The organism is Nocardia ignorata NBRC 108230 (genome assembly GCF_001612905.1).
Lineage (GTDB): Bacteria > Actinomycetota > Actinomycetes > Mycobacteriales > Mycobacteriaceae > Nocardia > Nocardia ignorata.
In genome coordinates this window covers 1-25,597 of record NZ_BDBI01000042.1, presented here as the reverse complement: position 1 = coordinate 25,597, position 25,597 = coordinate 1, and the positions used below count along the sequence as shown (strand labels likewise).

General features: G+C 67.8%; 23 protein-coding genes and 2 pseudogenes. 14 read left to right on the top strand and 11 right to left on the bottom strand.

All coding sequences use genetic code 11. From position 1 onward, the window contains the following. The 4 genes and pseudogenes from NI2_RS34560 to NI2_RS29175 all read left to right on the top strand — a co-directional run. Positions 1-279: pseudogene (locus NI2_RS34560) on the top strand (mammalian cell entry protein); the annotation flags it as partial. An 8-nt stretch (positions 280-287) separates the two neighbouring features. Continuing rightward, on the top strand, positions 288-1,379 hold the full coding sequence (locus tag NI2_RS29185; protein WP_067497370.1) for an MCE family protein: 1,092 nt from the start codon (positions 288-290) through the stop codon (positions 1,377-1,379). Further along, entirely contained in the window at positions 1,376-2,554 is a 1,179-nt protein-coding gene (locus NI2_RS29180) for an MlaD family protein (protein WP_067497367.1), read from the top strand. The genes NI2_RS29185 and NI2_RS29180 overlap by 4 nt, the downstream gene beginning before the upstream one ends. A gap of 128 nt (positions 2,555-2,682) precedes the next feature. After that, positions 2,683-3,456: a hypothetical protein gene (locus NI2_RS29175; protein WP_067497364.1), complete on the top strand. Its 774-nt coding sequence runs from the start codon at positions 2,683-2,685 to the stop codon at positions 3,454-3,456. A gap of 82 nt (positions 3,457-3,538) precedes the next feature. On the opposite strand, the gene NI2_RS29170 is transcribed toward NI2_RS29175, so the two are convergent. From NI2_RS29170 to NI2_RS29145, 6 genes are all read right to left on the bottom strand, one after another. Beyond that, positions 3,539-4,075, bottom strand: a complete 537-nt coding sequence (locus NI2_RS29170; RefSeq protein WP_067497375.1) for a ribonuclease H family protein — start codon at positions 4,073-4,075, stop codon at positions 3,539-3,541. A 10-nt stretch (positions 4,076-4,085) separates the two neighbouring features. Further along, complete coding sequence (locus NI2_RS29165) at positions 4,086-4,562, bottom strand: SRPBCC family protein (protein ID WP_067497362.1); 477 nt, start codon at positions 4,560-4,562, stop codon at positions 4,086-4,088. 23 nt (positions 4,563-4,585) lie between these two features. Beyond that, positions 4,586-5,809 carry an L-2-hydroxyglutarate dehydrogenase gene (gene lhgD / locus NI2_RS29160; protein WP_084476946.1) on the bottom strand — a complete coding sequence of 408 codons (1,224 nt, stop codon included), beginning with the start codon at positions 5,807-5,809 and terminating at the stop codon, positions 4,586-4,588. Further along, complete coding sequence (locus NI2_RS29155) at positions 5,806-6,441, bottom strand: hypothetical protein (protein ID WP_133733886.1); 636 nt, start codon at positions 6,439-6,441, stop codon at positions 5,806-5,808. Before NI2_RS29155 ends, lhgD begins: the two co-directional genes overlap by 4 nt. Positions 6,442-6,759: 318 nt before the next feature. Next, the gene (locus tag NI2_RS29150) at positions 6,760-7,551 is read right to left on the bottom strand and encodes a TIGR03084 family metal-binding protein (RefSeq protein ID WP_067497355.1); all 792 of its coding nucleotides are present in this window, start codon (positions 7,549-7,551) and stop codon (positions 6,760-6,762) included. A 103-nt stretch (positions 7,552-7,654) separates the two neighbouring features. Continuing rightward, positions 7,655-9,010, bottom strand: a complete 1,356-nt coding sequence (locus NI2_RS29145) for a DUF445 domain-containing protein (RefSeq protein ID WP_067497352.1) — start codon at positions 9,008-9,010, stop codon at positions 7,655-7,657. Between the two features lie 207 nt (positions 9,011-9,217). On the opposite strand from NI2_RS29145, the gene NI2_RS29140 reads away from it, so the two are divergent. Next, entirely contained in the window at positions 9,218-10,084 is an 867-nt protein-coding gene (locus NI2_RS29140) for a 3-hydroxyacyl-CoA dehydrogenase family protein (protein WP_067497349.1), read from the top strand. A gap of 3 nt (positions 10,085-10,087) precedes the next feature. Further along, a complete protein-coding gene (locus NI2_RS29135) occupies positions 10,088-10,975 on the top strand; it encodes a hypothetical protein (RefSeq protein WP_067497346.1) in 888 nt (295 codons plus the stop codon). Here the strand turns inward: NI2_RS29135 and NI2_RS29130 are convergent. Continuing rightward, the gene (locus NI2_RS29130) at positions 10,961-11,473 is read right to left on the bottom strand and encodes a YceI family protein (RefSeq protein WP_067497344.1); all 513 of its coding nucleotides are present in this window, start codon (positions 11,471-11,473) and stop codon (positions 10,961-10,963) included. The genes NI2_RS29135 and NI2_RS29130 overlap by 15 nt on opposite strands. After that, positions 11,470-11,805, bottom strand: coding sequence for a hypothetical protein (locus NI2_RS29125; RefSeq protein ID WP_067497341.1), 336 nt, complete (start codon positions 11,803-11,805; stop codon positions 11,470-11,472). The genes NI2_RS29130 and NI2_RS29125 overlap by 4 nt, the downstream gene beginning before the upstream one ends. A gap of 121 nt (positions 11,806-11,926) precedes the next feature. On the opposite strand from NI2_RS29125, the gene NI2_RS29120 reads away from it, so the two are divergent. Both NI2_RS29120 and NI2_RS29115 read left to right on the top strand, forming a co-directional pair. Further along, positions 11,927-14,809, top strand: coding sequence for an ATP-binding protein (locus tag NI2_RS29120; RefSeq protein WP_067497338.1), 2,883 nt, complete (start codon positions 11,927-11,929; stop codon positions 14,807-14,809). A 37-nt stretch (positions 14,810-14,846) separates the two neighbouring features. After that, a complete protein-coding gene (locus NI2_RS29115; RefSeq protein WP_067497335.1) occupies positions 14,847-16,394 on the top strand; it encodes a serine/threonine-protein kinase in 1,548 nt (515 codons plus the stop codon). Positions 16,395-16,695: 301 nt separating this feature from the next. On the opposite strand, the gene NI2_RS29110 is transcribed toward NI2_RS29115, so the two are convergent. Then, positions 16,696-17,316 (bottom strand): TetR/AcrR family transcriptional regulator, encoded by a 621-nt coding sequence (locus tag NI2_RS29110; protein ID WP_067497332.1) that lies wholly within the window; start codon positions 17,314-17,316, stop codon positions 16,696-16,698. Positions 17,317-17,408: 92 nt separating this feature from the next. Between NI2_RS29110 and NI2_RS29105 the strand changes: the two genes are divergently transcribed. From NI2_RS29105 to lon, 4 genes are all read left to right on the top strand, one after another. Beyond that, positions 17,409-18,185: an Rv1157c family protein gene (locus tag NI2_RS29105; RefSeq protein ID WP_067497329.1), complete on the top strand. Its 777-nt coding sequence runs from the start codon at positions 17,409-17,411 to the stop codon at positions 18,183-18,185. Between the two features lie 29 nt (positions 18,186-18,214). After that, positions 18,215-18,385 carry a DUF2613 domain-containing protein gene (locus tag NI2_RS33355; RefSeq protein ID WP_084457534.1) on the top strand — a complete coding sequence of 57 codons (171 nt, stop codon included), beginning with the start codon at positions 18,215-18,217 and terminating at the stop codon, positions 18,383-18,385. After that, entirely contained in the window at positions 18,382-19,440 is a 1,059-nt protein-coding gene (gene pgfA, locus NI2_RS29100; RefSeq protein WP_067497327.1) for a cell envelope lipid trafficking protein PgfA, read from the top strand. The genes NI2_RS33355 and pgfA overlap by 4 nt, the downstream gene beginning before the upstream one ends. A gap of 168 nt (positions 19,441-19,608) precedes the next feature. After that, positions 19,609-22,089: an endopeptidase La gene (gene lon / locus NI2_RS29095; protein ID WP_067497324.1), complete on the top strand. Its 2,481-nt coding sequence runs from the start codon at positions 19,609-19,611 to the stop codon at positions 22,087-22,089. Positions 22,090-22,266: 177 nt separating this feature from the next. On the opposite strand, the pseudogene NI2_RS29090 reads toward lon, so the two are convergent. Together NI2_RS29090 and NI2_RS29085 are read right to left on the bottom strand one after the other, a co-directional pair. Next, positions 22,267-22,695: pseudogene (locus NI2_RS29090) on the bottom strand (PaaI family thioesterase); the annotation flags it as partial. 36 nt (positions 22,696-22,731) lie between these two features. Then, positions 22,732-23,295, bottom strand: a complete 564-nt coding sequence (locus NI2_RS29085) for a TetR/AcrR family transcriptional regulator (RefSeq protein ID WP_067497318.1) — start codon at positions 23,293-23,295, stop codon at positions 22,732-22,734. A 77-nt stretch (positions 23,296-23,372) separates the two neighbouring features. Here NI2_RS29085 and NI2_RS29080 point away from each other — a divergent pair, with 77 nt between their 5' ends. Together NI2_RS29080 and NI2_RS29075 are read left to right on the top strand one after the other, a co-directional pair. Then, complete coding sequence (locus NI2_RS29080) at positions 23,373-24,446, top strand: DNA polymerase IV (RefSeq protein WP_067497315.1); 1,074 nt, start codon at positions 23,373-23,375, stop codon at positions 24,444-24,446. A 115-nt stretch (positions 24,447-24,561) separates the two neighbouring features. Continuing rightward, positions 24,562-25,557 (top strand): acrylyl-CoA reductase family protein, encoded by a 996-nt coding sequence (locus tag NI2_RS29075; RefSeq protein WP_067497308.1) that lies wholly within the window; start codon positions 24,562-24,564, stop codon positions 25,555-25,557. The last annotated feature ends 40 nt before the right edge of the window (positions 25,558-25,597 follow it).

Genomic DNA, 25,597 nt, shown 5'->3' with positions numbered 1-25,597 from the left:
CTCACCAACGTCACCAACCAGTTGCGCGCCAACTCCGGTGCGATGGTCGAGATCGTCGACGTCGTCCCGCTGCTGATGCAGAACATCGACGGTGCGATGAACAAGGAGAAGGGCTTCGTCCGGCTGCACGCACTGATCGGTACGGCTCTGTCCGGCGAGATGATCAGCCTGTTCTGCGAGCGCATCCAGATGAAGTCCGATGGGTGCCGCACCGGCAAGATGGAGGATTTCGGTCCGGACTACGGGTTCACCGCCGCACTGCTGGGACTGACGAAATGACCGGACCTATGACCAGGAAGTTGCGCCGCAGCCTGCTCGCGGCCACCGCGCTCGCCACCGTGACCATCACCACCGGTTGCGGTTTCACCGTGGAAGATCTGCCGCTGCCCAAGCCGGGCGCCGAAGGCGACACCTACACCATCCACGCGGAGTTCGACAACGCGCTCAACCTGCCCGACCAGGCCAAGGTGAAGATCGGTGGGTCCGACGTCGGGGTGGTCTCCTCGATCAAGACCAAGAACTTCACGGCCGTCGTCGACCTGCAGATCCGCTCCGACATCGACCTGCCCAAGGGCAGCACCGCCGAGTTGCGTCAGGCGACGCCCCTCGGTGACGTGTTCATCGCCCTGAACAGGCCGAAGAACAACACCGGCACCGGCGGAAACCTGGCCGAGGGTGACACCCTCACCCAGGAGTTCACCTCCGCGGGCGCCACCGTCGAGGAACTGCTGATCTCGGTGTCGATGCTGTTCAACGGTGGCGGTGTGGCCAGCCTCAGCCGGCTGGGCACCGAACTCGGTTCCATCCTCAACGGCCAGGGCGGCAACCTGGCGCACCTCATCACCCAGATGACCGGTGTGGTCGGCGAATTGAACAACAACAGCGCCCGCGTCGACGCGGTGCTCTCGGAGTTCAACACCCTGGCCAACACCATCGAGGCCAACAAAGCCCAGCTCGGTCAGGTCGCCGACACCCTGCCGCAGGCCATCGGCGCGATCGCCGAGAACAACCGGGCCATCGGCGATCTGCTCGCCAAGGTGTCGACGGCCAGCGCCGCGCTCGGTGACTACGCCAACACCACCGGTGACCAGCTCTCCGAACTGCTCACCAACCTCGACAACCTGATGAACGCGCTCGCGGCCTCCGGCGACAGCTTCGGTTACGTCATGGACCAGCTGATCGACATCAAGCCGAAGGTCACCGAGACCTTCCAGGGCAAGTCGCTCGCGCCGTACGCGACGCTGACGAACCTCGACGTGGGCCTGCTGACCGATCCGGCCAACAGCAAGTTCCCCGATATGAAGGACGTGAACGACTTCGTCGGCAGCTTCATCCAGGTGCTGCAGATCGTTCAGGGCCGAGTGGGAGGCCACCGATGAACAGGGTCAAGAAGTTCTTCAGCAGCAAGATCGTGCTCGCCAACTCGGCGCTGGTCGTGGTGCTGATCATCGGTGCCAGCTACCTGCTGGTCAATGTGATGCGGGTGAACCCGCTGCGGTCGGAGTACGACGTCACTGTGACGCTCGACCGCTCCGGTGGCCTGCAGCCGGGCAACGATGTGACGCTGCGCGGACACCGGATCGGCAAGATCGACACGGTTGACCTGATCGACGAGGGCCAGGCCATCGCGGTCAAGGCCGTGATCGACAAGAGCTACAAGATCCCTGTCGACACCATGATCCAGGTGGCGGCGCTGTCGGCGGCCGGTGAGCAGTACATCGACTTCCGCCCCAACAGTGACGCGGGCCCGTTCCTGCGTGACGGCGCGGTGATCGAGTTCAACCCCGAGCAGATCAAGACACCCGTCCCGGTGTGGGCGGTGCTCGACGACACCAGCGCCCTGATCGGGCAGGTGAACCCGCAGCAGTTCAAGACCATCCTCGCCGAGCTCGACATCGCGCTCGGTGCCGGTCCGGATCAGCTGCGCGGCCTGGTCAACGGCGTGAGTCTCGCGGTGGCCGGCCTGCACAGCCTGCTGCCACAGACGGTGAATCTCATCGCCAACCTGCGGGTGATCGCCGATACCACGTCGAACGCGCAGCCGGATCTGCAGACGCTCACCAGCAATTCGGGTTCGTTGCTCCAGCAGTTCAACAATGCCAACGCCGAGCTGCAGAGCGTGCTCGACAACTCGCCTGCCCAGTTCGAGGCGCTCGGTGCGGTGCTGGACAAGACCGCCGATCCGATCAGCGGGCTCGCGGCGAACTTCGTCGCGATCACCCGGGCGGCGCAGCTGCGTCAGCCGGCGCTGCGGTTGCTTTTCCCCTCGCTGGCCCAAGGCCTCGGGGCGATCGCGGTCCCCGCGCACGACGGTGAGTTCCACACCATCCTCGATATCTGGCCGCGGCCGACCTGCAACTACAACACCGAGTACCGGCGCAACGAGGAAGTCCAGGACGGGTCGATCCCGAAGTGGAACTACTGCGTGAATCCGCCGGCCGACCTGCAGATCCGTGGTTCGGCCAACGCGCCGCGCCCGAATGTGCCCAACAACGGCGCGCAGATGCCCCCGGGTGTGGATCCGAACGAACGGACCCCGATTCCGGCCAAGTGAGACCATGCCCGGTCCTACGCTCCGGCGTCGGACCGGGCATACTCGGCGGGGGACACTGTGGCCCGCCTCACGGGCCCACGAACGAAGTCGGTGCGAGTGTGTGCCGGGAAAGAGCAGGATTGATCTAGATGACCAGCGACGACGCCGAGAGCAAGAAGGACGCTACCCCGGCGGAAAAGCCCGAATCGGCCGCTACCGAGACCACCGCCGACGAGACGGTGAAGCTCGACAAGGCCGAGTCCGAGACGCCGAAGGCGGCCGAGCCCGCCGCCACGGCGGCAGCGGCCCCCGCGGAGCCCGCCGCGTCGTCCGGGGCCGAACGCCCGGTCGGCTGGTTGGTCGCGGCGGGTACGGGTGTTGTCGCTGTCGGCGCGATCACCGCCGCGGTGGTGTTCTTCCTGCAGAGCAGCGACCGGGGCGACAAGCTCGATGCCATCGAGGAGTCGACCAAGGCGGCCTGCGCCTACGGCCGGGTGGCCACCAACTACGACTACTCGAACAACATCGACAAGTACTTCGAGGACATGCGCTCGGGCTCGACCGGCGACATCAACCAGCAGTTCACCGAGGCGGGCGACCTGCTCAAGGACATGATGGTCGAGCGCAAGGTGAAGTCGCGTGGTGAGGACATCCAGTGCGCGTACCTCAGCGGCGGTGAGAACCAGGCCAAGGCCATGGTGACGCTGGCGCAGTACAGCTCCAACATCACCGGTGTCGAAGAGCCGCCGATGAACATCGCGATCGAGATGACCCTCGACCGCGAGGGTGACAAGTGGCTGGTGAGCAAGATGGAGTCGCCGGTGCTCAAGAACGGCGGCGGCCTGATGGGTGGCGTACCGGGTGGGGCTCCGCAGCAGCCCGCACCGGAGACGCCTGCTCCGGCGCCCGCGCCCGGCAACTGACCCGGTAGTACGACAGTGCCTCCGGCGGAATCGCTTCCGTCGGAGGCACTGTCGGTTGCGGACACACTCCGGTCGCGCCGCGTCAGAACAGGGTGAGTGTTCCCGACGCTGTCGGCGCGACCGGCTTCCCCGTGGTCCGCGGCTGGGTGGTTCGGGTGGCAACGGGTGTGGTGGCGTGTTCGTGGCCGTGTGCCGCGGCGTCGCGTGCGGCGATGCCCGCCAGTTTGTCGGCTTGCTCGTTGAAGTAGTTACCCACGTGCCCGCGGACCCAGCGGAATCGCACGGGCCCTTCGCGGGTGGTGATGGCGCGGTCGATCTGCTTGATGATCTCGACGTTCTTCACCGCGCCGCCGGTGGAGGTGCGCCAGCCGTTGCGCCGCCAGCTGCCGATCCATTCCGAGGCGCATTTGATGGCGTATTGGGAGTCGCTCTCGATGAGCATCGGTTCGGTGCCGGGGTGGGCGAGGATGGCTTCGAGGACCGCGCGTAGTTCCGCGATCTGGTTGGTTCCGCTGGCCGCTCCCCCGCTGGCCACCGGTCCTTGATGATTCACCCAGGCCCAGCCGATGGCACCACCGGGATTGCGCAGGCAGGACCCGTCGGTGCTCACGATGATCATGACCGCCACCCTAGGCGATGCGGCCGACAAGATCGGTACCGTGGAATGCCTCTATCTCCCTTCGCAACCGCGATTCTGTGCGGCGCAGTGCCGATCTCGCGGCCGCGTCGACGAGGCCCTGGCACATGCGGCCGAACGCACCGCGTGGTGGTGGATAGCCGGCTTCGGCGGTCAGTACCGACCGTTCGTAGCCGAGTGGGTCGAACCGTAGTGTCACGGTTCCGTATACCCGCCCCCGCAGGGTATACCCGATCACCGCGCCGCGCCGGTATTCGGTGATCTCGCAGGTGAGTGTCATCGGGATCACTCCGCCCAGGCGAACTTTCAGCGAACAGCTCGCGCCGAGTCCCTGTGCCGGTGCCGCGCCCTGTGCGGTGACGGAGGTGACGCCTGCCATCCAGGCTGCGAGGTGCTGGAAATTCTCCGTATAGGCGAAGGCCGCGTCGGTGGGCGCGCCGACGTCGCTCGCGTACCTGATGTGGCCCACAGGCCAAAAATACTACAAGAATCCTATTTATTTGCTGGAAGCTGGATCTGATCCACCAGGTATCGGGCGATCGGCATGGCCGAGGTGGCCGCGGGCGAGGGCGCGTTGAGCACGTGGATGGACCGTGGTGTGCGCTCGATCAGGAAATCGTGCACGAGGGTGCCGTCGCGCAGGACGGCCTGGGCCCGGATGCCCGCGCGATGAGGCAGCAGGTCGGCGGTGCCGAGTTCCGGGCAGTACCGGCGGCATTCGGCCAGGTAACCGCGTTTGAACAGGGAGTTGCGCAACTCGCGCACGCCGGTGCGCAGGTGGGTGCGGGCCACCCGGTGCACGCCGGGGAAGCGCAGCACGTCGAGGGCGTCGCGCCCGTTCACGCTGCCCTTGCGGTAGCCCTCCCTGGCCAGCCCGAGTACCGCGTTGGGGCCGACGGTCAGGTCGCCGTCGATGGTCGGGCTCAGGTGCACGCCGAGGAACGGCAGGGCCGGATCGGGCACCGGATAGATCAGCGTCCGCACCAGTCCGGCACGTTCGGCGGGCAGGCGGTAGTACTCGCCCCGGAACGGCACGATGCGGAAGTCGTTGCGGATCCCCGCCATTCGGGCCAGGCGATCGGCCTGCAGACCCGCGCAGACCACGAGAGTCTTCGTGACGACCGCACCACCAGGGCCGGAAACCGTGACAGCCGAGTCCGTTTCGACGACCGACTCGACGGTCGCGCCGAGCATGATCCGGCCACCCATGTCCTGTACCTGCGCGGCCAGCGCGGCGGTGACCTTCGCGTAGTCGATGATGCCGGTGGCGGGCACGAAAAGCGCTCCGACACCACGAATTCCGGGTTCACGACGGGACAGTTCCGCGGCATCGATGGCCTCCACCTCCACACCGTTGGCGATGGAGCGCTCGTAGAGATCGAGCATCCGGGCGTGTTCGGTGGAATCGGTTGCCACCAGCAGCTTTCCGCACACCTCGAACGGAATGTCGTTGGCGGCGGCGAACTCTTTGGTCCACTGCGCGCCCGCGCGGCACAACTGGGCCTTGAGGCTGTCGGGCGGGTAGTAGATGCCGGAGTGGATCACGCCGCTGTTGTGCCCGGTCTGATGGGCGCCGAGCGAGTGTTCCTTCTCGATCAGCACCAGGCTCGCGCCGGGGTAGGCGCTCAGCAGGCGATGCGCGGTGGCGACACCGACGATGCCGCCACCGATCACGCAGAAGTCGTACACCCCGTCATGGGTACCGCCGGAAATCACACGCCGACGGTAGTCGGCTCTTCGACGGTCTCGGATCCGGGCTGGTCGCCGGGCGCTTCGATGCGCACGGTGTGCTGTCCGAGCGTGGGGTCCGTGAGCACGAACTCCACCGCGCCCTTGCGGGTGTCGACCTCGGTGTGCAGCGAGGTGACCCCCACCGGCTCGGCGGTGATGCCGAGATACTTGCCCGCCTTGTTCAGCGCGTTCGTATCGACGGTAAGGCTGACGATGTCGGTGCGCGGCGTCGCGGCCTGGGCGCCGACATAGGTGGTGCCGATGCGGAGTCTGCCCTCGAGTGCCCTGCCGTCCAGTGCCTGGTTGCTCTGCGGTGTCGCGGCAGTGGCGGTCTGGTGCTTGACGGCCGGTGTCCGGCCCGCGTCGGGGACCAAGCGTTCGGTGGTCCAGGCCAGTTCGACCACGTCGTCGGCGACGGCGCGGACGGAGTCGTCGGCCCGGTGGTGTTGCCCCGGGTCGGCGATATCGGCGGGGGTCGGGTCGTCGTGCGGCGGCACGAGCTGGGGCATGTTGTTGACGATGTAGGCACCCGCGGCCACGGTGAGGCAGAGGCTGGCGGCCCCGGCGGCCACCGTCGCGGACAGCCGCGCGATCTGTGCAGGTCGATGTGCGGTCACGATGCAGTCCTCCCGGTGGGTGTGGATCTACCCGAGCGCTGTGCTCGCATCGTTGAAAGCCACGCGCTGATCCCCACGTTACGCCGGTGCTAGCTGGAGTTAGCACCCCTGATGCTGAGATCAGGGTCACATCTGAAACGTGCGTGTATCGCACCTGGTCGGCGCGCGTGGCGACGGCGTGGTTGTTTTCCTCACGTCACACGGGGTACTCCGGGAGTGCAGGCGAGCGTCATTCACGACTGCCACGGGCCTACCCCGGCCAACGTCGTCCGGGGCAGTCAGGAATGGCGCTCAGGGAAGACGCTCGCCTGTACCCGCTCAGCTGAACTGTTTGGGTTCCCGGCCCGGGCCAGGGGGACCCGCGAAGGCCTGGGCGATGGTGAGCCAGTGGTCGGCGTCGGGCCCCTCGGTGGTGAGGGCGGTGTCTTCGCGGTGGCGGCGCTGGGTGGCTACCAGGCAGAAGTCGAGGGCTGGGCCCGATACTTTTTGTTTCGCGTCTTCGGGGCCCCAGGTCCAGAGGGTGCCGTCGGGGGCGGTGAGTTCTACGCGGAATTCTTCGGCCGGGCCGGATTCGCCGTGGACGGTGTAGGCGTAGTTCCTGGCTCGCACGCTGATGTGGGCGACGGTGCGCAGGCGGTCGGTGGGGGTTCGGGTGACGCCGAGTGCGTCGGCCACATCCTGACCGTGCGCCCAGGTTTCCATGATGCGGGCCGAGATCATCGAGGCGGCGCTCATGGGCGGGCCGAACCAGGGCAGTTTGGTGCCGGGCGGGACGGCGGCCAGGGCGGCGATGAGCTGTTCGCGGCCCGCTCGCCAGCGGGGCAGGAGGTCGGCGGGCGGAGTCTTCGCCAGTTCCTCGGCGGCCTCGTCGACGAAGGTGAACATCTTCGCGGCGGCCTCGGTGAGCAGCTCGGTGAACGCCGCGTTGTCGGTGGCGGCCAGGACGGAAACCTCGTCGGTCCAGGTCAGGTGGGCGATCTGGGTGGCGATGTCCCAGCCGGGAGCCGGTGTGGGGGTCTGCCACTGTTCGGGGGCGAGCGGGGCGACGAGTTTCTCCAGGTCCGCGCATTCGGCGGCGAAATCGTCGAGCAGCGCTGCGAGGTCAGCCATGTGGTTCCTTGGGGCGAAGCGTCGCGCCACCGGTCGGGTGCGCCGTCGTCACCCAGAATCGCAGCGCCACCCGGAAAATGCAAGCACGCGTGCTTGTTATTGCCTACCAGCCGAAGATGAGCAGGTGAATCGCCCCGACGGCGATCCCGAGCGCCCCACCGTGCAGGTACAGCAACCAGGCGTCCTGCTCCACCGACGCGTAGAACATCTCCATGAACTCGCCTGGCGTGAGCGTGCGCAACTTGCGGGCCGCGAAATCGTCGATCTTCTTGGCCTGCTCGCGCACGAACTGCTCGTCCTCGACCATGCCCGGCGCCATGCTCAGCCCGGCCCCCGCACCCGAGACGGCGAGGTTCTCGAACTGCTTCTTGCCCATCGCCGCGCGCACCATGAACGCGGTCGGCCCCAGCTGACGGTGGATCTCCTCCGACACCACCCGCTCGATGAGCTGGCGCGTCTTGTCCCCGTTGGGTCCATCGAGCAACTCGTTGGACAGGTTTTCCACCGTGAGCACCTGATAGGCCAGGATGTGGGCCAGATCGGTCGCGGCCTGCGGCTGGCGCTTGGCCAGCAACGCCTGGCGCCACAGGTACTTGTAGCGCGGCTGCGGGTCGCCCGGCTCGAACACCATCTTGATGGCGATGACGTTCACCGTCACGCCGATCATCGCCGAGGCGAACAGCACGATCACCCAGGCCGGAATGGCGCCCCAGTACGGGATCTGCGAGTGCACGTGCAGGTACAGCGCGAGAATCAGGCCGAAGGGCGCACCGAGCAGACCGATGCGCGCCATGAACTTCAGCTCGGGCGCGGCGATGGTCGTGGTGAGGTCCTTGAGGATCTGCGGGTTCTTCTCCAGGTACCGGATCACGAAGTTCTTCACGTCCAGCAACTGATCGATATTGTCGCCGAGGCTCTCGAACGCGCGCCGCGACAAGGTCGGCAGCTGCCGGTCCACCCGCTGGTAGACCGCCTGCTTCATCTGCCGGGGCAGCGAGCGCCACAGGTCGGGATTCTCCCGGTACATGATCTCGTCGACGATCGACTGCACCTGTGGACGGGCGTGTTCGGCCAGGTAGTCGCCGATGCCGTCGAGGTCGAGCTCTTGGATGAAGTCGCGCGGGCTGCCGATGCGCATCAGCGCCTTGTCCACGCAGATGCTCGCCATCTTCTCGGCGCGCGCGGGAATGAAGCCCTGGAAACCGAGCATCCGCCCGTCGCCGGAGAATGTCGGAAGCACCTGCACCCGGCGGGGCAGGTAGGGGTAGAGGATGTGCAGCATCGGCACCCGGAACCCCTTGAAATGCAGGGGCCAGAACAACATGAGCACGCCGGTCCAGTTGGTGAGCCAGCCGGCCAGGGCGCTGAAGATCGGGAAGCTCACGAGCTCGACGACGAATTTCGACTGGCCGGTGAGCTCTTCCCAATCGATGAAGAGTCCGGAGGCCAGTGTGGTCATCGAAGAGCCCCCTAGAGCTGACGCGCGAATTTCGTGAAGAACGTGAGGATAAGGCAACCACATTCTGACCGGTCATGACGGGGTGTCAACGAACTGAACACCCCCCGTCAGCGGCGCAGCAACCATTCGGCAGCCGGGTTGGCGATAGGCTTGATCCGCGCTTGACGACGAGTTCTTCCCACCACCACCTGTGTAGAGGGAGTCACCGTGAGTGTTCCGCAGGATCATCTGAACCGTCCGGTCGCCGTGATCGGCGCGGGCACGCTCGGCAGGCGGATCGCGCTGATGTTCGCCACCCGGGGCGGCAAGGTCCACATCGTCGACCCGACCGCGCAGGCCGGTGCCGAGGCGGTGGATTACGTGCGTGAACAATTGCCCACCGTCGCCGCGTCGGTCCCGAGCGGGTCGCCGGGTTCGGTGGAGTACATCCACGACCAGGCGAGTGCGGTGCGCGGCGCCTGGCTGGTCGTCGAGGCCGTGCCCGAGATCCTCGACCTGAAGAAGAAGGTGTTCGCCCAGCTCGACACGCAGGCCGCCGCCGACGCGATCGTCGCCTCGAACTCGTCGTCGTACGCCAGCCGCTTGTTCACCGAGGACTGCGAGACCCGCGACCGCATGCTGAACACGCACTTCTACATGCCGCCCGCGTCCACGGCGCTCGATGTGATGTCGAACGGGCACACCACGCAAGAGGTGCTCGATTTCGTGCTGCGCACTTTCCCCGAATACGGTCTGCACCCGTTCCTGTGCCGCAAGGAGAGCACCGGTTTCATCTTCAATCGGATCTGGGCCGCGATCAAACGCGAAGCACTCGAGGTGGTCGCCGAGGGCGTCTCGGTGCCCGAGGACATCGATCAGATGTTCGTCCTGAATTTCGGGACCAAGGCGGGACCGTTCCGGATGATGGATCAGGTCGGACTCGATGTGGTGCTCGATATCGAGGAGCACTATCAGAAAGAGAACCCGAATCTGCCCGAAGGCCCGATCACGGTGCTGCGCGAGTATGTCGACGCGGGCAAGCTCGGCGTGAAATCCGGGGCGGGTTTCTACGACGACTACCCGAAGCAGGGCTGAGCGGTGACCGAGTTGCTGGCCCTCGATCTCGCCGCCGGTGCGATCCTCGCCGTCTCACTCGACGGCAGCGAAGTCCGCACGCTGGTGAGCGGGCTCGATCAGACACCGGACGGCATCGTCGTCGACCAGCTGCGCGGCCACATATACTGGACCAACATGGGCCGCCCCGATCCCGGCGGTCGGCCGGGGATCGAACCGGAGTTCTTCTCCCGCAACGGTTCTCTCGAACGGGTCGACCTCGACGGCGGCAATCGCACGACCGTCCTCGCGCCCGGGTCGTTCACCACGGGTAAACAGCTCACCGCCGATTTCGAAGCGGGCCGATTGTATTGGTGTGACCGCGAAGGCATGTCGGTCCTCACCTGCGACCTGAACGGTGACGACCTGCGACCACTCGTCGTCGCGGGCGATGACGCACAGCTGCAGACGAATTGGTGCGTAGGTATTTGCCTCGACACCGATCGCCGCCTCGTCTACTGGTCGCAGAAAGGCTCTCCCGACGCGGGCGAGGGCCGGATCTTTCGCGCCCCGATCGACCTGCCCGCCGGCATGGACCCGGCCGCCCGCACCGATATCGAGATGCTGTGGGCGGGATTGCCGGAGCCGATCGATCTGGAACTGCGCGGCACCCACACCCTGATGTGGACCGATCGCGGCGCCGAACCCGACGGCAACTCGCTCAACGAGGCTGCCGTCCAACCCGACGTGGGCCGGCCGAAGATCCTGTCGCGCGGGTATCGGGAGGCCATCGGGTTGGCCGGGTTCGACGCCCATTTCTATGTGAGCGACCTCGGCGGCTCGATCCGCCTGGTCGACCTGGGCGCGGGCGCCGACACCGAACTGGTCCGTATCGGTAACCCGCTCACGGGTCTGGCCCTAGCCGACCTGTAGCGCGGGGCGCAACACCACCCGGACGGTGATGTCGATCCACCGGCCGATCAGCAGCGACGGTGCGCGCAGACCGAGCTGGGTGCGGTCGAGGACCGTGGTGGCAGTGACGGTGACGGTCGTGTCGGTGACGTCGAAGGCGTCGACGGTGAAGATCAGCGGCACGGTCCGTCCGCGCGCCGAGGCTACCCCGGCGACGCGCCACCGGCCGTCCTCGGCGGTGATGTCCTCGGCGGTGAATGTCATCCGTGGGTGACGATCCAGGTCGAGCAGGCGTGGTTTGCGCAGGTCGCGGTCGCGCCGGGCATGGCCGGTGTCGATCGCGGCGAGGTCGATCACGCCGGTGGCGGTAACCGGTCGGCCGTCGGGCGCCAGCGTGAGCAGGCCTGCCATCACCGGCGCCTCGCCATGTACGTGGCGGGCGAAATGGCCCACCCGGAAGGCGGCGGTGCTGTGTTCGGTATCGGCCACCCAATCGGTGGCCGTCATGATCGGGTTCACGACCGTGCTCCTTCGGCGTAGATGGTCGCCCGGTCGCGGTGCACGTGGACCGGGTAGATCTCGACCCGGTCGGGGCCGGGCAGCAGGGCCGGGTCCTCACCCGGCAGCAGTTCGGTGGCGAGGACGGCCGCGCGCACGGCGTGGATGGCGGCCTCGGTTTCGGCGATGCCGATCACCAGCCCCGATCCGTCGTCGCGGCGCAATTCGTAGAAGTCGAGCAGGCCGGGCACGGTGGCGACGGCGGGCTGGATGCGGTGGGTGGCGGCGAAGTCGGCGGCCGCCAGTTCGGCGGCGCCGCGCGGGCGGTCGAACCAGACGAGGTGTGCGTACATGGTGTGCTCCTGACCTGCGATGACGTGGTGTTCTCAGGATCGCCGCGGGCGGGCTCGCGCGGATCAGTGCCGGTACGTATTCGCGGTACTGAACTTCGCCCGATGCGCGGATACTGGGACGATGCAGACTCCGGTCGTCGGGCGGCACGAGGAGCTCGCCCGGTTGCGGGCCGCGGTGCTGGCCGCGCAGTCGGGTTCGGGTCGTTTCGTGCTGGTGAGCGGGCCCGCCGGGATCGGCAAATCGTGGCTGGCCGACCGGGCGGCCGAACTCGCCGCCGAAGCGGATATGCCGGTGGCGCGCGGCAATGCCGTCGACGACGCGGGTATGCCGCCGTTGTGGTTGTGGCGGCGCGCGGCCCGTTCCGTGCCCGGTCTGGCCGCCGCGCTGGACACGGTCGCCGAGCCAGGCGCCGCGGCCGAACGCCGGTTCCGGATGTTCGCCGAGGTCGCCGACGTCCTCACCGCCGCGTCCTCGGGCCCCGGTCTGCTGCTGATCCTCGAGGACCTGCACTGGGCCGACCCCACCTCGCTCGCCCTGCTCGGCCACGTCGCCGCCCAGACCGAGCGCACCGGACTGCTGATCGTCGCCACCGCCCGCGAACCCGCGGGCGACAATCTCCTCGCCGTCCAGCCCGACTGGCTACGCCTTCCGCACGCCCACTTCCTCTCCGTCCCAGCGTTTTCCGAGCCCGAGGTCCGCTACTGGCTCGAATGCCACCACCTCCCTGCGGAATACGCACCCCGCGTCCACGCCCGCACCGACGGAAATCCCCTTCTGGTCCGCCTGGTCATCGACTCCGACCCCGCCCGCTCCGGCGATCCCCTGATCGAGGTCCCCGGCTTCCGCCGCCTCATCCTCACCCGCCTCGACCACCTCTCCCCCGAACAGATCGACATCATCGGCACCGCGAGCGTCCTCGGCGAACGCATAGACGTGGATCACCTTGTCCGCGTGTACGAGTCGGTTCGCACGGAGTCTGTGCGGGAGCGGGTGCTGCGGGCGCTCGACGCGGCGACGGCGGCGGGAATCGTGCGCCGTTTCGCCGAGGGTGCGAACGGGTTCGCGCACGCGTTGATCCGGGATGCGGTGTATGCCGATCTGGCGCCGTCGCGCCGGGCGGTGCTGCATCGGGCGGCGGCGGTCACCTTGGCCGAGACCTGCGGGGACGGGCTTGCGGGACTGATCGCGACGCATTGGCGGCAGGCGAGTGGGTGCGGGGAGTCTTCGTCGTGCCTGTACTGGTCACGGGTGGCGGCGCGGTCCGCTCGCGCGGCGGCAGCGTATGCGGAGGCGATTCGGTTCGGGCAGTGGGCCATCGACGCGGCGGGGTCGGCTGCCGAGGAGCGGGCCGAGCTGCTGATCGACCTCGCGCGCGATGAGTTCGCGGACGGACGGATCGCCGACAGTCTCGCGCACTGCGTGCGGGCGAGCGACCTCGCCGAGCAGGTGGGCCGCCCCGATCTGCTCGCCGAAGCGGGTCTCGTCGTCCACGGCGTCACGACGCCGACCGTCATGACACAGCTGGATCACCTGTGTAGCAGAGCTTTACAGCAGTTGGATCCCGCCGAGCACGCCGACCTGATCGCCCGGATTCTTGCCCAACGGGCCCTGTCGGCGGCCGATCGCGGCGCGGGTGCCGAGGCCAGACGCCTGTCGGAGCAGGCCATGCGCGCTGCCGAGGGTTCCACCGATCCCGATGTCGCGCTCGATGTCATCCATGCCCGCCACCTCTCGCTGGCCACCACCGAATACCTCGACGAGAGAACGGCACTGGCCGCGCGCGCGATCGAGATCGCGGTCGATGCCGAACAACCACTGGCGCAGCTCTGGGGATATGTGTGGACAGCCGACGCCGCCCTGCAACGCGGCGACCTCCCCGCCTTCGACAATGCCCTCGACCACATCCAACTCCTGGCCGACCGCCGCAAACTGCCTGTGGCCCGCTGGCACCTGCTGCGCTTGCGCGCCACCCGCGCGGCCATGGTCGGCGAACTCGACGCCGCGCTCGAATTCGATGCCGCCGCCGATGAATTGGCCCTCGGCATCGGTGACTATTCACTCGCCGGACTGCACCACGCCTTCCGGGGAATGCACGCGGTGATCGTCGGCCACGTCGAGCGCACCGCCATGAACGAAGCCGTCGCCGCGCTGGCCTTCGCCCCGAGAATACCCATCGCACAACTTTTCTCCCCGCTGATGCACGCCTTGGCAGGCGACCTCGACGAGGCACGCGCCCTGTTCGAACCGTTCCGCTCGCTCCCCGACACCCTCGAGATCGGTCCACGCTGGAGTGGAACGGTGTACTCGGTCGGCCTGGTAGCCGAACTGCTCGACGACGCCGACACCGCCGACCGGGTCTACCGTGTCCTGGCCGGCCGCGAGCACAACTACGCCGCCGACGGCACGGGCGCCCTGATCTGCGTCGGCTCCCTGGCCCGCGTCCGCGCCGACAACGCCAGGGTGGCAGGCCACCTGAACGCCGCCATCGACCTCTACCGCCTCGGCCTCACCATGGATACCGAAATCGGCGCCCGCCCCTTCATCGCCCTCGGCCACCTCGGCCTTGCCCGCACCCACCTGGCCCGCGCCACCCGCGTTCTCAGCGACCCCGCCCGCAGCGTGGACGATGCCGCCGACCCTCATGCCGGGCGCGCCACCGGCCCGCGTGCCGATCCCACCGCCGATCTCGCCGCGGCTCACGCAGCCGCCGAACAGGCCGCCACCGCATTCCGCCGTCTCCACATGCCCCACCGCCTGCGGCAAGCCGACGACCTGCTCACCGCGATCACCACCGCTACCCGCACCGCCGACCCCCTGACCGCCCGCGAACGGGAGGTACACGACCTCGTCGCGGCCGGCGCGACCAACCGCGAGATCGCCCATCGCCTGGTGCTTTCGGAGCGGACCGTCGAAACGCACGTCCGACATATCCTCGCCAAACTCGGCATCACCACCCGCACCGAGATCCCTCGCCGCCCCGCCGAGCGCCCGCATTCCGGATAACCTCGCGAGGTAGTTCGTTCGAAGGGGACCTCACGCGATGCAGCCGTTGAACGCCGACGACCCGCGCCGGATCGGGGACTACCGGCTACTCGGTGTCCTCGGCGCGGGCGGCATGGGCAAGGTGTATCTGGGCCGTAATTCCGGTGGTCGCACGGTGGCGGTGAAGGTGATCCGGCCGGATCTGCTCGGCGATCCGGAACTGCGCGCGAGGTTCCGCCGGGAGGTCGCGGCCGCCCGCCGCGTGGCGGGCGCTTTCACCGCACCCGTCCTGGACGCCGAAGTCGACGCTCATCCACCCTGGCTGGCAACAGGTTACGTGGCCGGTATCTCCCTGTCGGACGCCGTCACCGAGTACGGCCCTTTCCCCGAGCGATCCCTGCTCGCCCTCGCGCACGGCTTGGCCGAGGCACTGGTCGCGGTGCATTCGGTCGGCATCGTGCATCGCGACCTGAAGCCGTCGAACGTGCTGCTCGCCGTCGACGGCCCCAAGGTGATCGACTTCGGCATCGCCCGCGCCACGGAGGACACGGCGCTCACCACCACCGGAAGAGTCATCGGCTCACCGGGTTTCATGTGTCCCGAACAGATCACCGGCGAACCGCTCGGTCCCGCCTGCGACGTCTTCGCCCTCGGCGGCGTCCTGACCTTCGCCGCCTGCGGGCACGGCCCGTTCGGCACGGCCGACATGGTGCAACTGCTCTACCGCATCGTCTACGAGCAGCCGAGCCTCGACGCCGTGCCACCGAACTTCCGGCCGCTGATCGAGGCGTGCCTGGCCAAGAACCCCGCCGACCGCCCGACTCCACAACAGGCGCTTGCCGAGCTGAGGAAGATCGGCACCCCCGACGGCGCAGGCTGGCTCCCACCACTCGTCATGCAGGACGTGAGCATGCGCGCGGTGCGACTGCTCGACCTCGACACCGACCCGGGAGCCCGCCCGACGGCCGTCCCCCCGAGCCACCGCACGGACCCGACTGCCCTCGCGGGCATCTCCGCGCACAGCAGACCATCAGGCGGGCACTCCTCCTCACATGGGCCTGCCCCGTCACCGAGGAACGCCCCTCATCGCGCCCGAACCCGCACCCTTCTGATCGCGGCCGTCGCCGTGACAGCGGTCGTCGCGGCCGTCATGGCCTCGCTCATCGGCATCCGGCTCGGCGACCGATCGGGCACCGCCACGCTGACGATCCCGCCGGGCACGCCCCCGACCGGCACCGAGACCAGCACCCAATCGGTATCGACCGTCCCGGATTTCTTCATCGGTACCTGGACCGGCCAGGCCGCCGACGGCCTCGTCACCTTCGACATCGTGCTGACCATCCGTCCGGGCGAGGTCGGCCAGGAGCTGGCCACGGCGTCCAATACGGGACAGATCTCGCAGACGCGCTGCGAACGGGCCGAGACGCTCACTCAGGCGACCGCCGACCGCCTCGTCTTCCGCGCCCGCCTCACGGGCGATACCCACGGCGACTGCGTCGACGACGGCAACACCTCCACCGTCACCCGCCAGCCGGACGGCACCCTCCGATACAGCACGCCGGGAGTGTTCGGCGGTTCCATCGCGGGCACCCTGCACAAGAAGTAGGTAGAACAGGTTGCTGTTCAATTGCCGGAAGTCCGCCGAACGCGCCCCTAATCGGGCGACTGACCAGTAACCTGAGGCCCTGTCGGACGTCCTCGAATGGCCGATATCGCGATAGTGACAATCTACAAACGCACAGGTGATACCCGTCTCAGAAATTCTGCCGTTGCGACCTGAGTCACTCCTGTGCCAGACTCTCGTCCCACACTGTGAAGCCGTTCGGTCTCACAATGTCCGGAAAGGGAGTTGATTGAGTAGGCGGCAGGCGCACGTATTTGCCACCCTCTCGTCGGCTGCGCGCGAATCAATCGAAATCGACAAGTGCCAAGGCGGCACCGGTCAGCAGATCCACCAGTTCGCTGACCGGCGGCCGGGACTCACGCAACAGCCACTCGTGCGCGACTCCCGTCACCGCACCGGTGAGCAGGGCGGTGGTGAGTTCGGCGTCGCCACGCAGGCGCACGCCGATGTCCACCAGTGCCGAACCGATCAGCACCGACCACGCGTGCCTGCGCGAGCGGCGGTGGTTCTCCATCCGGTCGCTCACCCCGACCACCTCGATGAGCGCGACCTGGGCCCGGTACGGGTCCGAGCCGAGCGATTCGAGGTACGCGCGGAACCCCGCGTGCAGCGCGAGCTCGGGGTCGTTGGGCGTGGTGAGTTCGGCGAGCGCGGCGGCGACGGCCGCGGCGGCGTCGTCCTGGATGCGGTCGTAGGCCGCGACCAGCACGTCTTCGCGGGTCTCGAACTCCTCGTAGAACTGCCGCTTGGACAGCCCGGCGGCCGCGCACACCTCGGCAAGCGAGCACGTGGCGTACCCGCGTTCGGCGAAGATTCGCGTCGCTGCTTCCAGGAACCGCTGTCGGCGCTCGGCTTTACGCGCGACGACCGTACGACCCCCATACCGTCTGTCCGCTGTAGTCACCTCTCCAAAGTATCTGAAACTCCGGATAACACAGACATTCCTGTGAATTCCGGGTCGCTCCATTTATCCACCGAACGAAGGACGGCCGACCAGTGCTGAGCACCCGAGGATCGCGGACCGCAGTGTCTGCTTTCGTACTAGCGGCGAGTGCTGTACTCGTGGCGCCCACGCCAACCCTGGCCGCACCGCAGCACGCGGCGCAGCAGAGCGTTCCCGCCATCGCGGAGAACGTGCCCTCCGAGACGCTGGCAGCGCTGGCACCGACGATCGTAGGCGCCATCTCCGGCCCCGGCCTCATCGCCGACGGCGGACAGGCCGCGATCCTGGCCCAGGCGCGCCTGCTGCTGGCGACCCCCGGCATCCCCGCGCAGGTCAAGTCGACCCTCGAGCGGATCATCAAGTTCCTCGACGGCAGCGGCGGTGGCGGCCCCGAGCTGCCGCCCGCGGACGGCCCGCGCATCGCGCAGTTCCTGTACCCGACCATCGGCAAGGGCTGCATCGGCCCCACCTCCGACTCGGTCGGTACCGCGCTCGCGGTCCCAGGCCCGGCCGAACTGCCCCCGCCCGGACCGGGTGCGGGTCAGACCGGCTTCGTGTTCACCGCGCTCGGCACCAAAACCCCCACGGTCGAGCAGAACCCGCCGATGACCGTGCAGTGGGTCAACCTGGACAACCGCCGCACCGGCACCCAGGTGCTCACCAACGCGGCGGGCATCAACCCCGACGGCCCCGCCACCCTCTCGGCCATCGCCGACACCGGTGCGGGACGGGTCGTCGCGGTCGTCACCGGCTCGCTCACCACCGAAACCGCCGACGGTAACCGGACCTGCTCGTTCGCCCCGACCATCGGGTTCTTCTCCGTCGCCTGAACCGGCACAACGCAATTGGAGTTCGATCTATGAAGTTTGCCGTCCCCGGCCTGATCAGCGGGCTGGCCGGCGCGATCCTCGGGGTGATTGCCGTGTTGGGCATCACCGCTGGCGCGCAACAGAATTCGATTCCCGAGCCGGAGACGACCGGTGACCCGGGCTCGTCGCTGCTCGGCAACGTCACGTACGGCAGCCGATGAGCAACGTGCGCAGGATCATCGCCTGCATCCTCGTCGGTCTCGGTGCGCTGCTGCTCGCGTGCGCCGTCATGATTCCCACCTACACCGTCGGCAAGGTGGCCAAGACGCCACTGGACCTGCGGATCACCACCATCGCCAAGAGCGTCCCCGGCGAGGAAGCCCTCGTGCTCGACGCCAAGTCGCTCACCTCGCCCGAGGGCTCGGCCAAGATCGACACCAACGTGCCGATCGTGTCGCAGCGCTTCCTCACGGTCGAAGAGCCGTCGGACGCCGACGAGATGACTGTGCAGGCGGGTCAGACGCTGCGTCGCGACGACCGCGACGGTGACACCGGGCTGCTCACCGCCTCGGTCGACCGGGTCACCATCGACCGCAAGACCGGCGAGCCGATTCCGGTCTCGCCCAACGGTTCCATCGCTGTCAACGTCGACAAGTCGGGCGCCTCGGTGGCCGACCCGTCGCAGCGGCGTGGTCTGCAGTACAGGTTCCCGATCGGCACCGAGAAGAAGTCCTACCCGTACTTCGATCTCAACGCCCGCGCCACCTACGACATCGACTTCGTCGAGGAGTCCGAGGTCAACGGCGTGCCGGTGTACCACTTCCGCCAGACCATCCCGGTGACGAACATGTGGGACGTCGTCCCGGCCGCCACCAACAAGCTCACCCTGCCCGCCGCCAAGTGGGGCCTCGAGGGTGAGGAGCCGGTCACCATGACCCGCTACTACACCAACACCCGCGACGTGTGGGTGGAGCCGAGGACCGGCGCGGTCCTCAAGGGTGGCGAGTCCATCCACCTGTTCTACGGCCGCAGCGCCGACAAGGTCGACGTCACCGCGCTCAAGGCGCACCTGGTCTTCGACGAGGAGACTATCGACGCCCAGCTCGCCGTGACCCAGGAGAGCCTCGACAAGCTCGATCTCTTCGGTAAGACCCTGCCGGTGGTCTTCGGCATCCTCGGCGCGATCCTCGTCATCGCGGGCATCGTCCTCGGTGTGCTGAGCAGTCGTGGCCGCACTATCGATCCTCCGACCGAAAGGCTCCAGCGCAACCTCTAGAACCCTCGAAACACCATCAACGCACGAACGCCCTCGGCTCCCACCTACCCCTCGGGAGCCGGGGGCGTTCGGCGTTTCGTTCGCCGTGAGTGAACGGTTGCCGGGGTCGGAACAAAGTGCGATCTTCTGTAGTTGAGTCAGCAAAGCTCAACTTTTGGAAGGGTCGATATGACTACAGCTCAGAACCTGCCGGTGCTGTTCCTGACCGATCCGATCGTGCTGCCGGGCATGGTCGTGCCCATCGAACTGGACGAGTCCGCGCAGGCCGCCATCGACGCCGCGCAGGCAGGCAAGACCGGCGCCGTGCTCGTGGCGCCGCGCCTGGACGAGGGCTACGCCTCCTACGGCGTGGTCGCCACCATCGAACAGATCGGCCGGATGCGCGGTGGCGCGCCCGCGGCCGTGCTCAAGGCCGAGCGCCGGGCGCGGATCGGGCACGGAGTCACCGGGCCGGGTGCTGCGCTGTGGGTCGAGGCCGAACCCGTCGAGGCGCCCGCGCCCGACGAGCGGACCACCGAGCTCGCCGCCGAGTACCGCAAGCTGGTGATCGCCGTCCTGCAGCGCCGTGAGGCCTGGCAGATCATCGACATCGTCAACCAGCTCGACAACCCCGAAACCATCTCCGACACAGCCGGTTACGCGCCCTACCTGTCCAACGAGCAGAAGCGCGAACTGCTCGAGACCCCCGATGTCGCGCAGCGGCTGACCAAGCAGATCGAGTGGATCAAGGCGCACATCGCCGAGGTCGAGGTCACCGAGAAGATCAGCGAAGAAGTGCGCGACGGCATGGAGAAGAGCCAGCGCGAATTCCTGCTTCGCCAGCAGCTCAACGCCATTCGCAAGGAACTCGGCGAGGACGAGCCCGACGGCGCCGACGACTACCGCACCCGCGTGGAGAACGCCGACCTGCCCGAGAACGTGCGCGCCGAGGCGCTGCGCGAGGTGGGCAGGCTCGAACGCGCCAGCGATCAGAGCCCCGAGTCGGGCTGGATCCGAACCTGGCTCGACACCGTCCTCGACCTGCCGTGGACGGTGAAAACTGAAGACAACACCGATGTTTCGGGTGCCCGTGCGATCCTCGACGCCGATCACCACGGGCTCGACGAGGTGAAGGACCGCATGGTCGAGTACCTCGCGGTGCGGTCGCGTCGCGCGTCGCGTGGGCTCGAGGTCGTCGGCGGCCGCGGCTCGGGTGCGGTGATGGTGCTCGTCGGCCCGCCCGGTGTCGGTAAGACCTCGCTCGGTGAGTCGGTCGCGAAGGCTCTGGGCCGCAAGTTCGTTCGCGTCGCCCTCGGTGGCGTGCGCGACGAGGCCGAGATCCGTGGACACCGGCGCACCTACGTCGGCGCCATGCCGGGCCGCATCGTGCGCGCGGTGAAGGAGGCGGGATCGATGAATCCCGTTGTCCTGCTGGACGAGATCGACAAGGTCGGTTCCGACTTCCGCGGTGATCCGGCCGCGGCGCTGCTCGAGGTGCTCGACCCCGCGCAGAACCACACCTTCCGCGATCACTACCTCGACCTGGACCTCGATCTGTCCAACGTGCTGTTCATCGCGACCGCCAACGTCATGGACACCATCCCCGGCCCGCTGCTCGACCGCATGGAACTCATCACGGTCGACGGCTACACCGAGGCCGACAAGGTGGCCATCGCGCGCGACTTCCTCGTCCCGAGGCAGTTGGAGCGCAATGCGCTGACGGCGCAGGAGGTCTCGATCACCGAAGAGGCGCTGCGGGAGGTCGCGGCGAACTACACCCGGGAGGCCGGAGTTCGCCAGATGGAGCGTTTGGTCGCGAAAGCCTTGCGCAAGGCGGCAACCCGCCTGGTGACCGGTGATGCGGAGCCGAGCAGTGCGGCGTCCACGGGCAAGGCGCAGGTCAGCGCTGCGACGGACGGCGAGGCGACGCTCGGGTACGACCCCGAACTCGGTTACGACAATGTCATCGACATCAGCACCGGTCCGCAGCCGGCGGGCCAGGTGCAGAGCCTGGTGATCGATGTGGACAACTTGACCGACTACCTCGGCCGCCCCCGCTTCACCCCGGACTCGGTGGAACGCACCGCCGTCCCCGGTGTGGCGACGGGCCTCGCGGTGACCGGCGCCGGTGGCGATGTCCTCTACATCGAGGCCAATGCCGCCGAGGGCGAGCGTTCGCTCACCCTCACCGGCCAGTTGGGTGACGTGATGAAGGAGTCGGCGCAGATCGCCCTCACCTACGTGCGTTCGCACCTGGAGGAGATCGGGATCGAGCCGAAGGTGCTCGATCGCAACATCCACATCCACTTCCCGGCGGGCGCGGTCCCCAAGGACGGTCCGTCGGCGGGTGTCACCATGGTCACCGCCCTGGTGTCGCTGGCGCTGGATCGTCAGGTGCGTGCCGATGTGGGTATGACCGGCGAGGTCACCCTCAACGGCCGGGTGCTGCCGATCGGCGGGGTGAAGCAGAAGCTGCTCGCCGCGCAGCGAGCCGGCCTGAAGACGGTCTTCATCCCGGCCCGCAACGAACCGGACCTGGACGAAGTGCCCGCCGAGGTGCTCGAGGCCCTGGACGTGCGCCCCGTCGCCGACGTGGCCGACATCCTGGCCTACGCCATCGAGCCCATCGCCGAGCCGGCCGCCGACGGTACGTTCGCCGTCAGCGCCTGATCGAAAAAGGGGGCCGTGCATTCGTGCACGGCCCCCTTTTCGTGCGCCGGGCTACCGGCTGACGGTCGGCGGTAGCCCGGCCATGTCGGCGGTGACGACGGTGAGCTGGTCGGTCTCGTACTCGTCCTCGTCGTCCTCGAATTCGGTGTCCTCGTCCGTTTCGGCCGTGGGGGTCAGGTCCTTCTCGACGCGGCGGGTCGTGCCCTGGGCCACGGCGCAGTGGATCGGTTCCTCACCCTCGGTCTCGGCGTAGACGTCGCAGTGGGTGACGGCCTGGCGGCGGGTGGCGCCGAGCACGGTGGCGTGCACGCGCAGCCGCTCCCCCTTGGCCGGACGCAGGTAGGTGATGGTGAAGCCGCCGGTGAGGACATTGGGGCCGAGTACGGTTCCGGCGGCGAAGGTGAGTGCGTTGTCGGCGGCGTAGGCGAGCACCCCACCGTGCACGAAGCCGAACTGCTGGCCGTGCTCGGGCTGGATCTCGATCACCAATGTGGCTGCGCCGTCGCCGAATTCGGTCAGCTCGGTACCGACGAGACGAGCGAAGGGTTGCGCGGCGAGTACCTGCCGGGCCAGGTCGAGGTCGAGGGAGGTGGCTTCGGTCGGCATCGGGTGTTCCGTTCTTCGAGTGGCGGTGCTCGGTGACTATTCGGCGCCCTCGACCCGCAGGGTCGCCCAAGCGGCTGCGGCGAGTTCGGGAGCGACATCGGTTGGCGCGGTACGGATATTGCCACCAAGCCATTGGCGGCTGTATTCCTGTGCCGCCCCGAGCCACAGGGCGTAGACGAGGTCGAGTTCGAGGTCGCGCACCGTGCCGTAGGCGACATGGGTCCGCCACCAGCGGCGGACCGAGGTGAAGAACTCCAGATTGCGCTCGCTCTCGCGCACACCCGGGGGGCGTGCGGCGGTGAGAACGGTTGCGCGGTACTGGTTTTGCTGCACCCAGCGCAGATGCGCGTGCACGCCCGCGACGACGCCGGTCTCGGCGTCGGCACAGTCGGCGACGGCGTCGTAGAAGCGCTGTTGATAGTCGGTGAGCGCGTTGGCCCAGACCTGCCGGTACAGATCGGCCTTGTCGGGGAAGTGGTGGTAGAGCGCGCCGACACTGGCTTCGGCGGCGGCGCGGATGTCGTTGAGCGTGGCATCGAGGACACCGTGTTCGGCGAACTGCCGCTCCGCGGCGAGCAGCAACCGATCTCGGATCTTCATGACCAGAATTTAGTTCTGTCTTGCGCCGTGCGCAAGAGCTGGGCTCCCTCGCGGCGGTGATGCGATAGAACGGAACAGTGCCCCAGTGGCTCCTGCATGTCGATCTCGACCAGTTCCAGGCGGCGGTGGAATTCCGGCGCCGTCCCGAGCTGCGCGGGCAGCCCGTCATCGTGGGCGGTGAGGGCGACCCTTCCCAGCCCCGCAAGGTCGTGACCTGCGCTTCCTACCCGGCCAGGGCTTTCGGCGTGCGCGCGGGGATGCCGCTGAAAGCCGCACAGCGCAAATGTCCCGAAGGCGTGTTCCTGCCGCTGGACATGGCGACCTACGAGGCCGCCTCCGCGGAGATCATGGCCACGCTCGCCCGGGTGGCCGGTGCCGTCGAGGTGTGGGGCATGGACGAGGCCTTCGTCGCCACCGACGGTGACCCTTGGCAGCTCGCCACCGAAATCCGTAGTGCTGTCACCGAACTAGACCTCACCTGCTCCGTCGGCATCGGGGACAACAAGCTCACCGCCAAATTGGCCACCGGCTTCGCCAAGTCCACCGGCAAGACGTCCGCCGAACCCGAACACGACCCAGGTGCCGCCGGGGGTATCTTCCAGCTCACCGCCGCGAACTGGACCGAACTCATGGGCCACCGCCCCACCGATGCGCTCTGGGGTGTCGGGGCACGCATCGCCAAACGCCTGGCCGAACTCGACATCGCCACCGTCGCCGACCTCATGACCGCCGACCGCCAACGCCTCGCCGCCGAATTCGGCCCCAACACCGGCCCGTACCTGTGGGTCCTCGGCCACGGCAAGGGCGACACCGAACTGACCACCACTCCGCGAATCCCGGTCGGCCGCAGTAAGTCCGAGACCTTCCCGCACGACCTCACCGACCCCGACGAAATCCGGCGCGAAGTCGCCCGCATCGCCACCGAGGTCGCCGAGGAGATGCTCGCCCATCACCGCGTGAGCACCCGCGTCTCGGTCACCGTGCGAACCAAAACCTTCTACACCCGCAGCAAGCAGCGCAAACTCCCCCAGCCGACCACCGACATCGCCACCATCGTCGACACGGCCCTCGCCGTCATCGACCGCTTCGAGCTCGACCGCCCCGTCCGCCTCCTCGGCGTCCGCCTCGAACTCCTGCCCCTGGACGAGTGATCACCACGCTCTGGTGGCGGCATCGCCCGGGAGGCTCACGCCACCAGAGCGTGGTGATCGAATGTCCAGGATTTGATTCGTCGCTGCACGGGTGGATGACTCGTATGCTCGGCTCATGAACTTCTCCGCGATGGTGGCCCGTGAGTCGGATGGTGGGATCGTGCTCGGTCGGGAGGAGGTAGGGGACGACTTCCTCGGCACCGGCGATGTGACGATCAAGATCCACTACTCGAGTGCGAACTACAAAGACCTGCTGGCGATCACGCCGCGCGGTGGGGTCGTCCGCAACTACCCGATCGTCCCCGGCATCGACCTCACCGGCGAGGTGACCGCCTCGGAGTCCGAGGACTTCGCCGTCGGTGACCAGGTGATCGCGCACGGCTACGACCTCGGCGTCTCCCGCAACGGCGGCTTCGCCGAATACACCAGGGTGCCCGCCGAATGGGTGGTGAAACTCGACGGCCTCGACACCCGCGACGCCGCGACCATCGGCACCGCGGGCTTCACCGCCGCGATGAGCGTGCAGGCCCTGCTCGACCACGGCCTCACCCCCGACGACGGCGCGGTGCTCGTCACCGGCGCCACCGGTGGGGTCGGCACCGTCGCCATCGACATCCTGTCCGGCCTGGGCTTCGAGGTGATCGCCTCGACCGGCAAGACCGACGCGGGCGATCTGCTCGCCGAACTCGGCGCCAACGAGGTGATCGGTCGTCTCCCCCTCGATCCCGAGGCCAAGCCGCGCCCGCTGAACAAGGCGAACTGGGCTGCCGCGGTCGACAGCGTCGGTGGCAAGTCCCTCGCGTTCGTCCTGAGCTCCATCGGCTACGGCGGCGCGGTCGCGGCCAGTGGTCTCACCGGTGGCTCCGACCTGCCCGCCACGGTGCTGCCGTTCATCCTGCGTGGGGTGAGTCTGCTGGGTATCGACTCGGTGTTCCTGCCTATCGAGAAGCGTCGTGCTCTTTGGGGTGCGCTCGGTAAAGAGCTTCGGCCTCAGCATCTTTCATCGCTGGAGTCGTTCGCTCCGATCAGCGAAGTGGGTAACGTCCTGCAGTCGATCAAGGACGGCACCCACTCCGGGCGCACTGTCATCGGGGTCGCAGGCGAGTTCTGAGATCGGGGGGCGGCGGTCTAGTTGGGGCGGGGCACTGTCT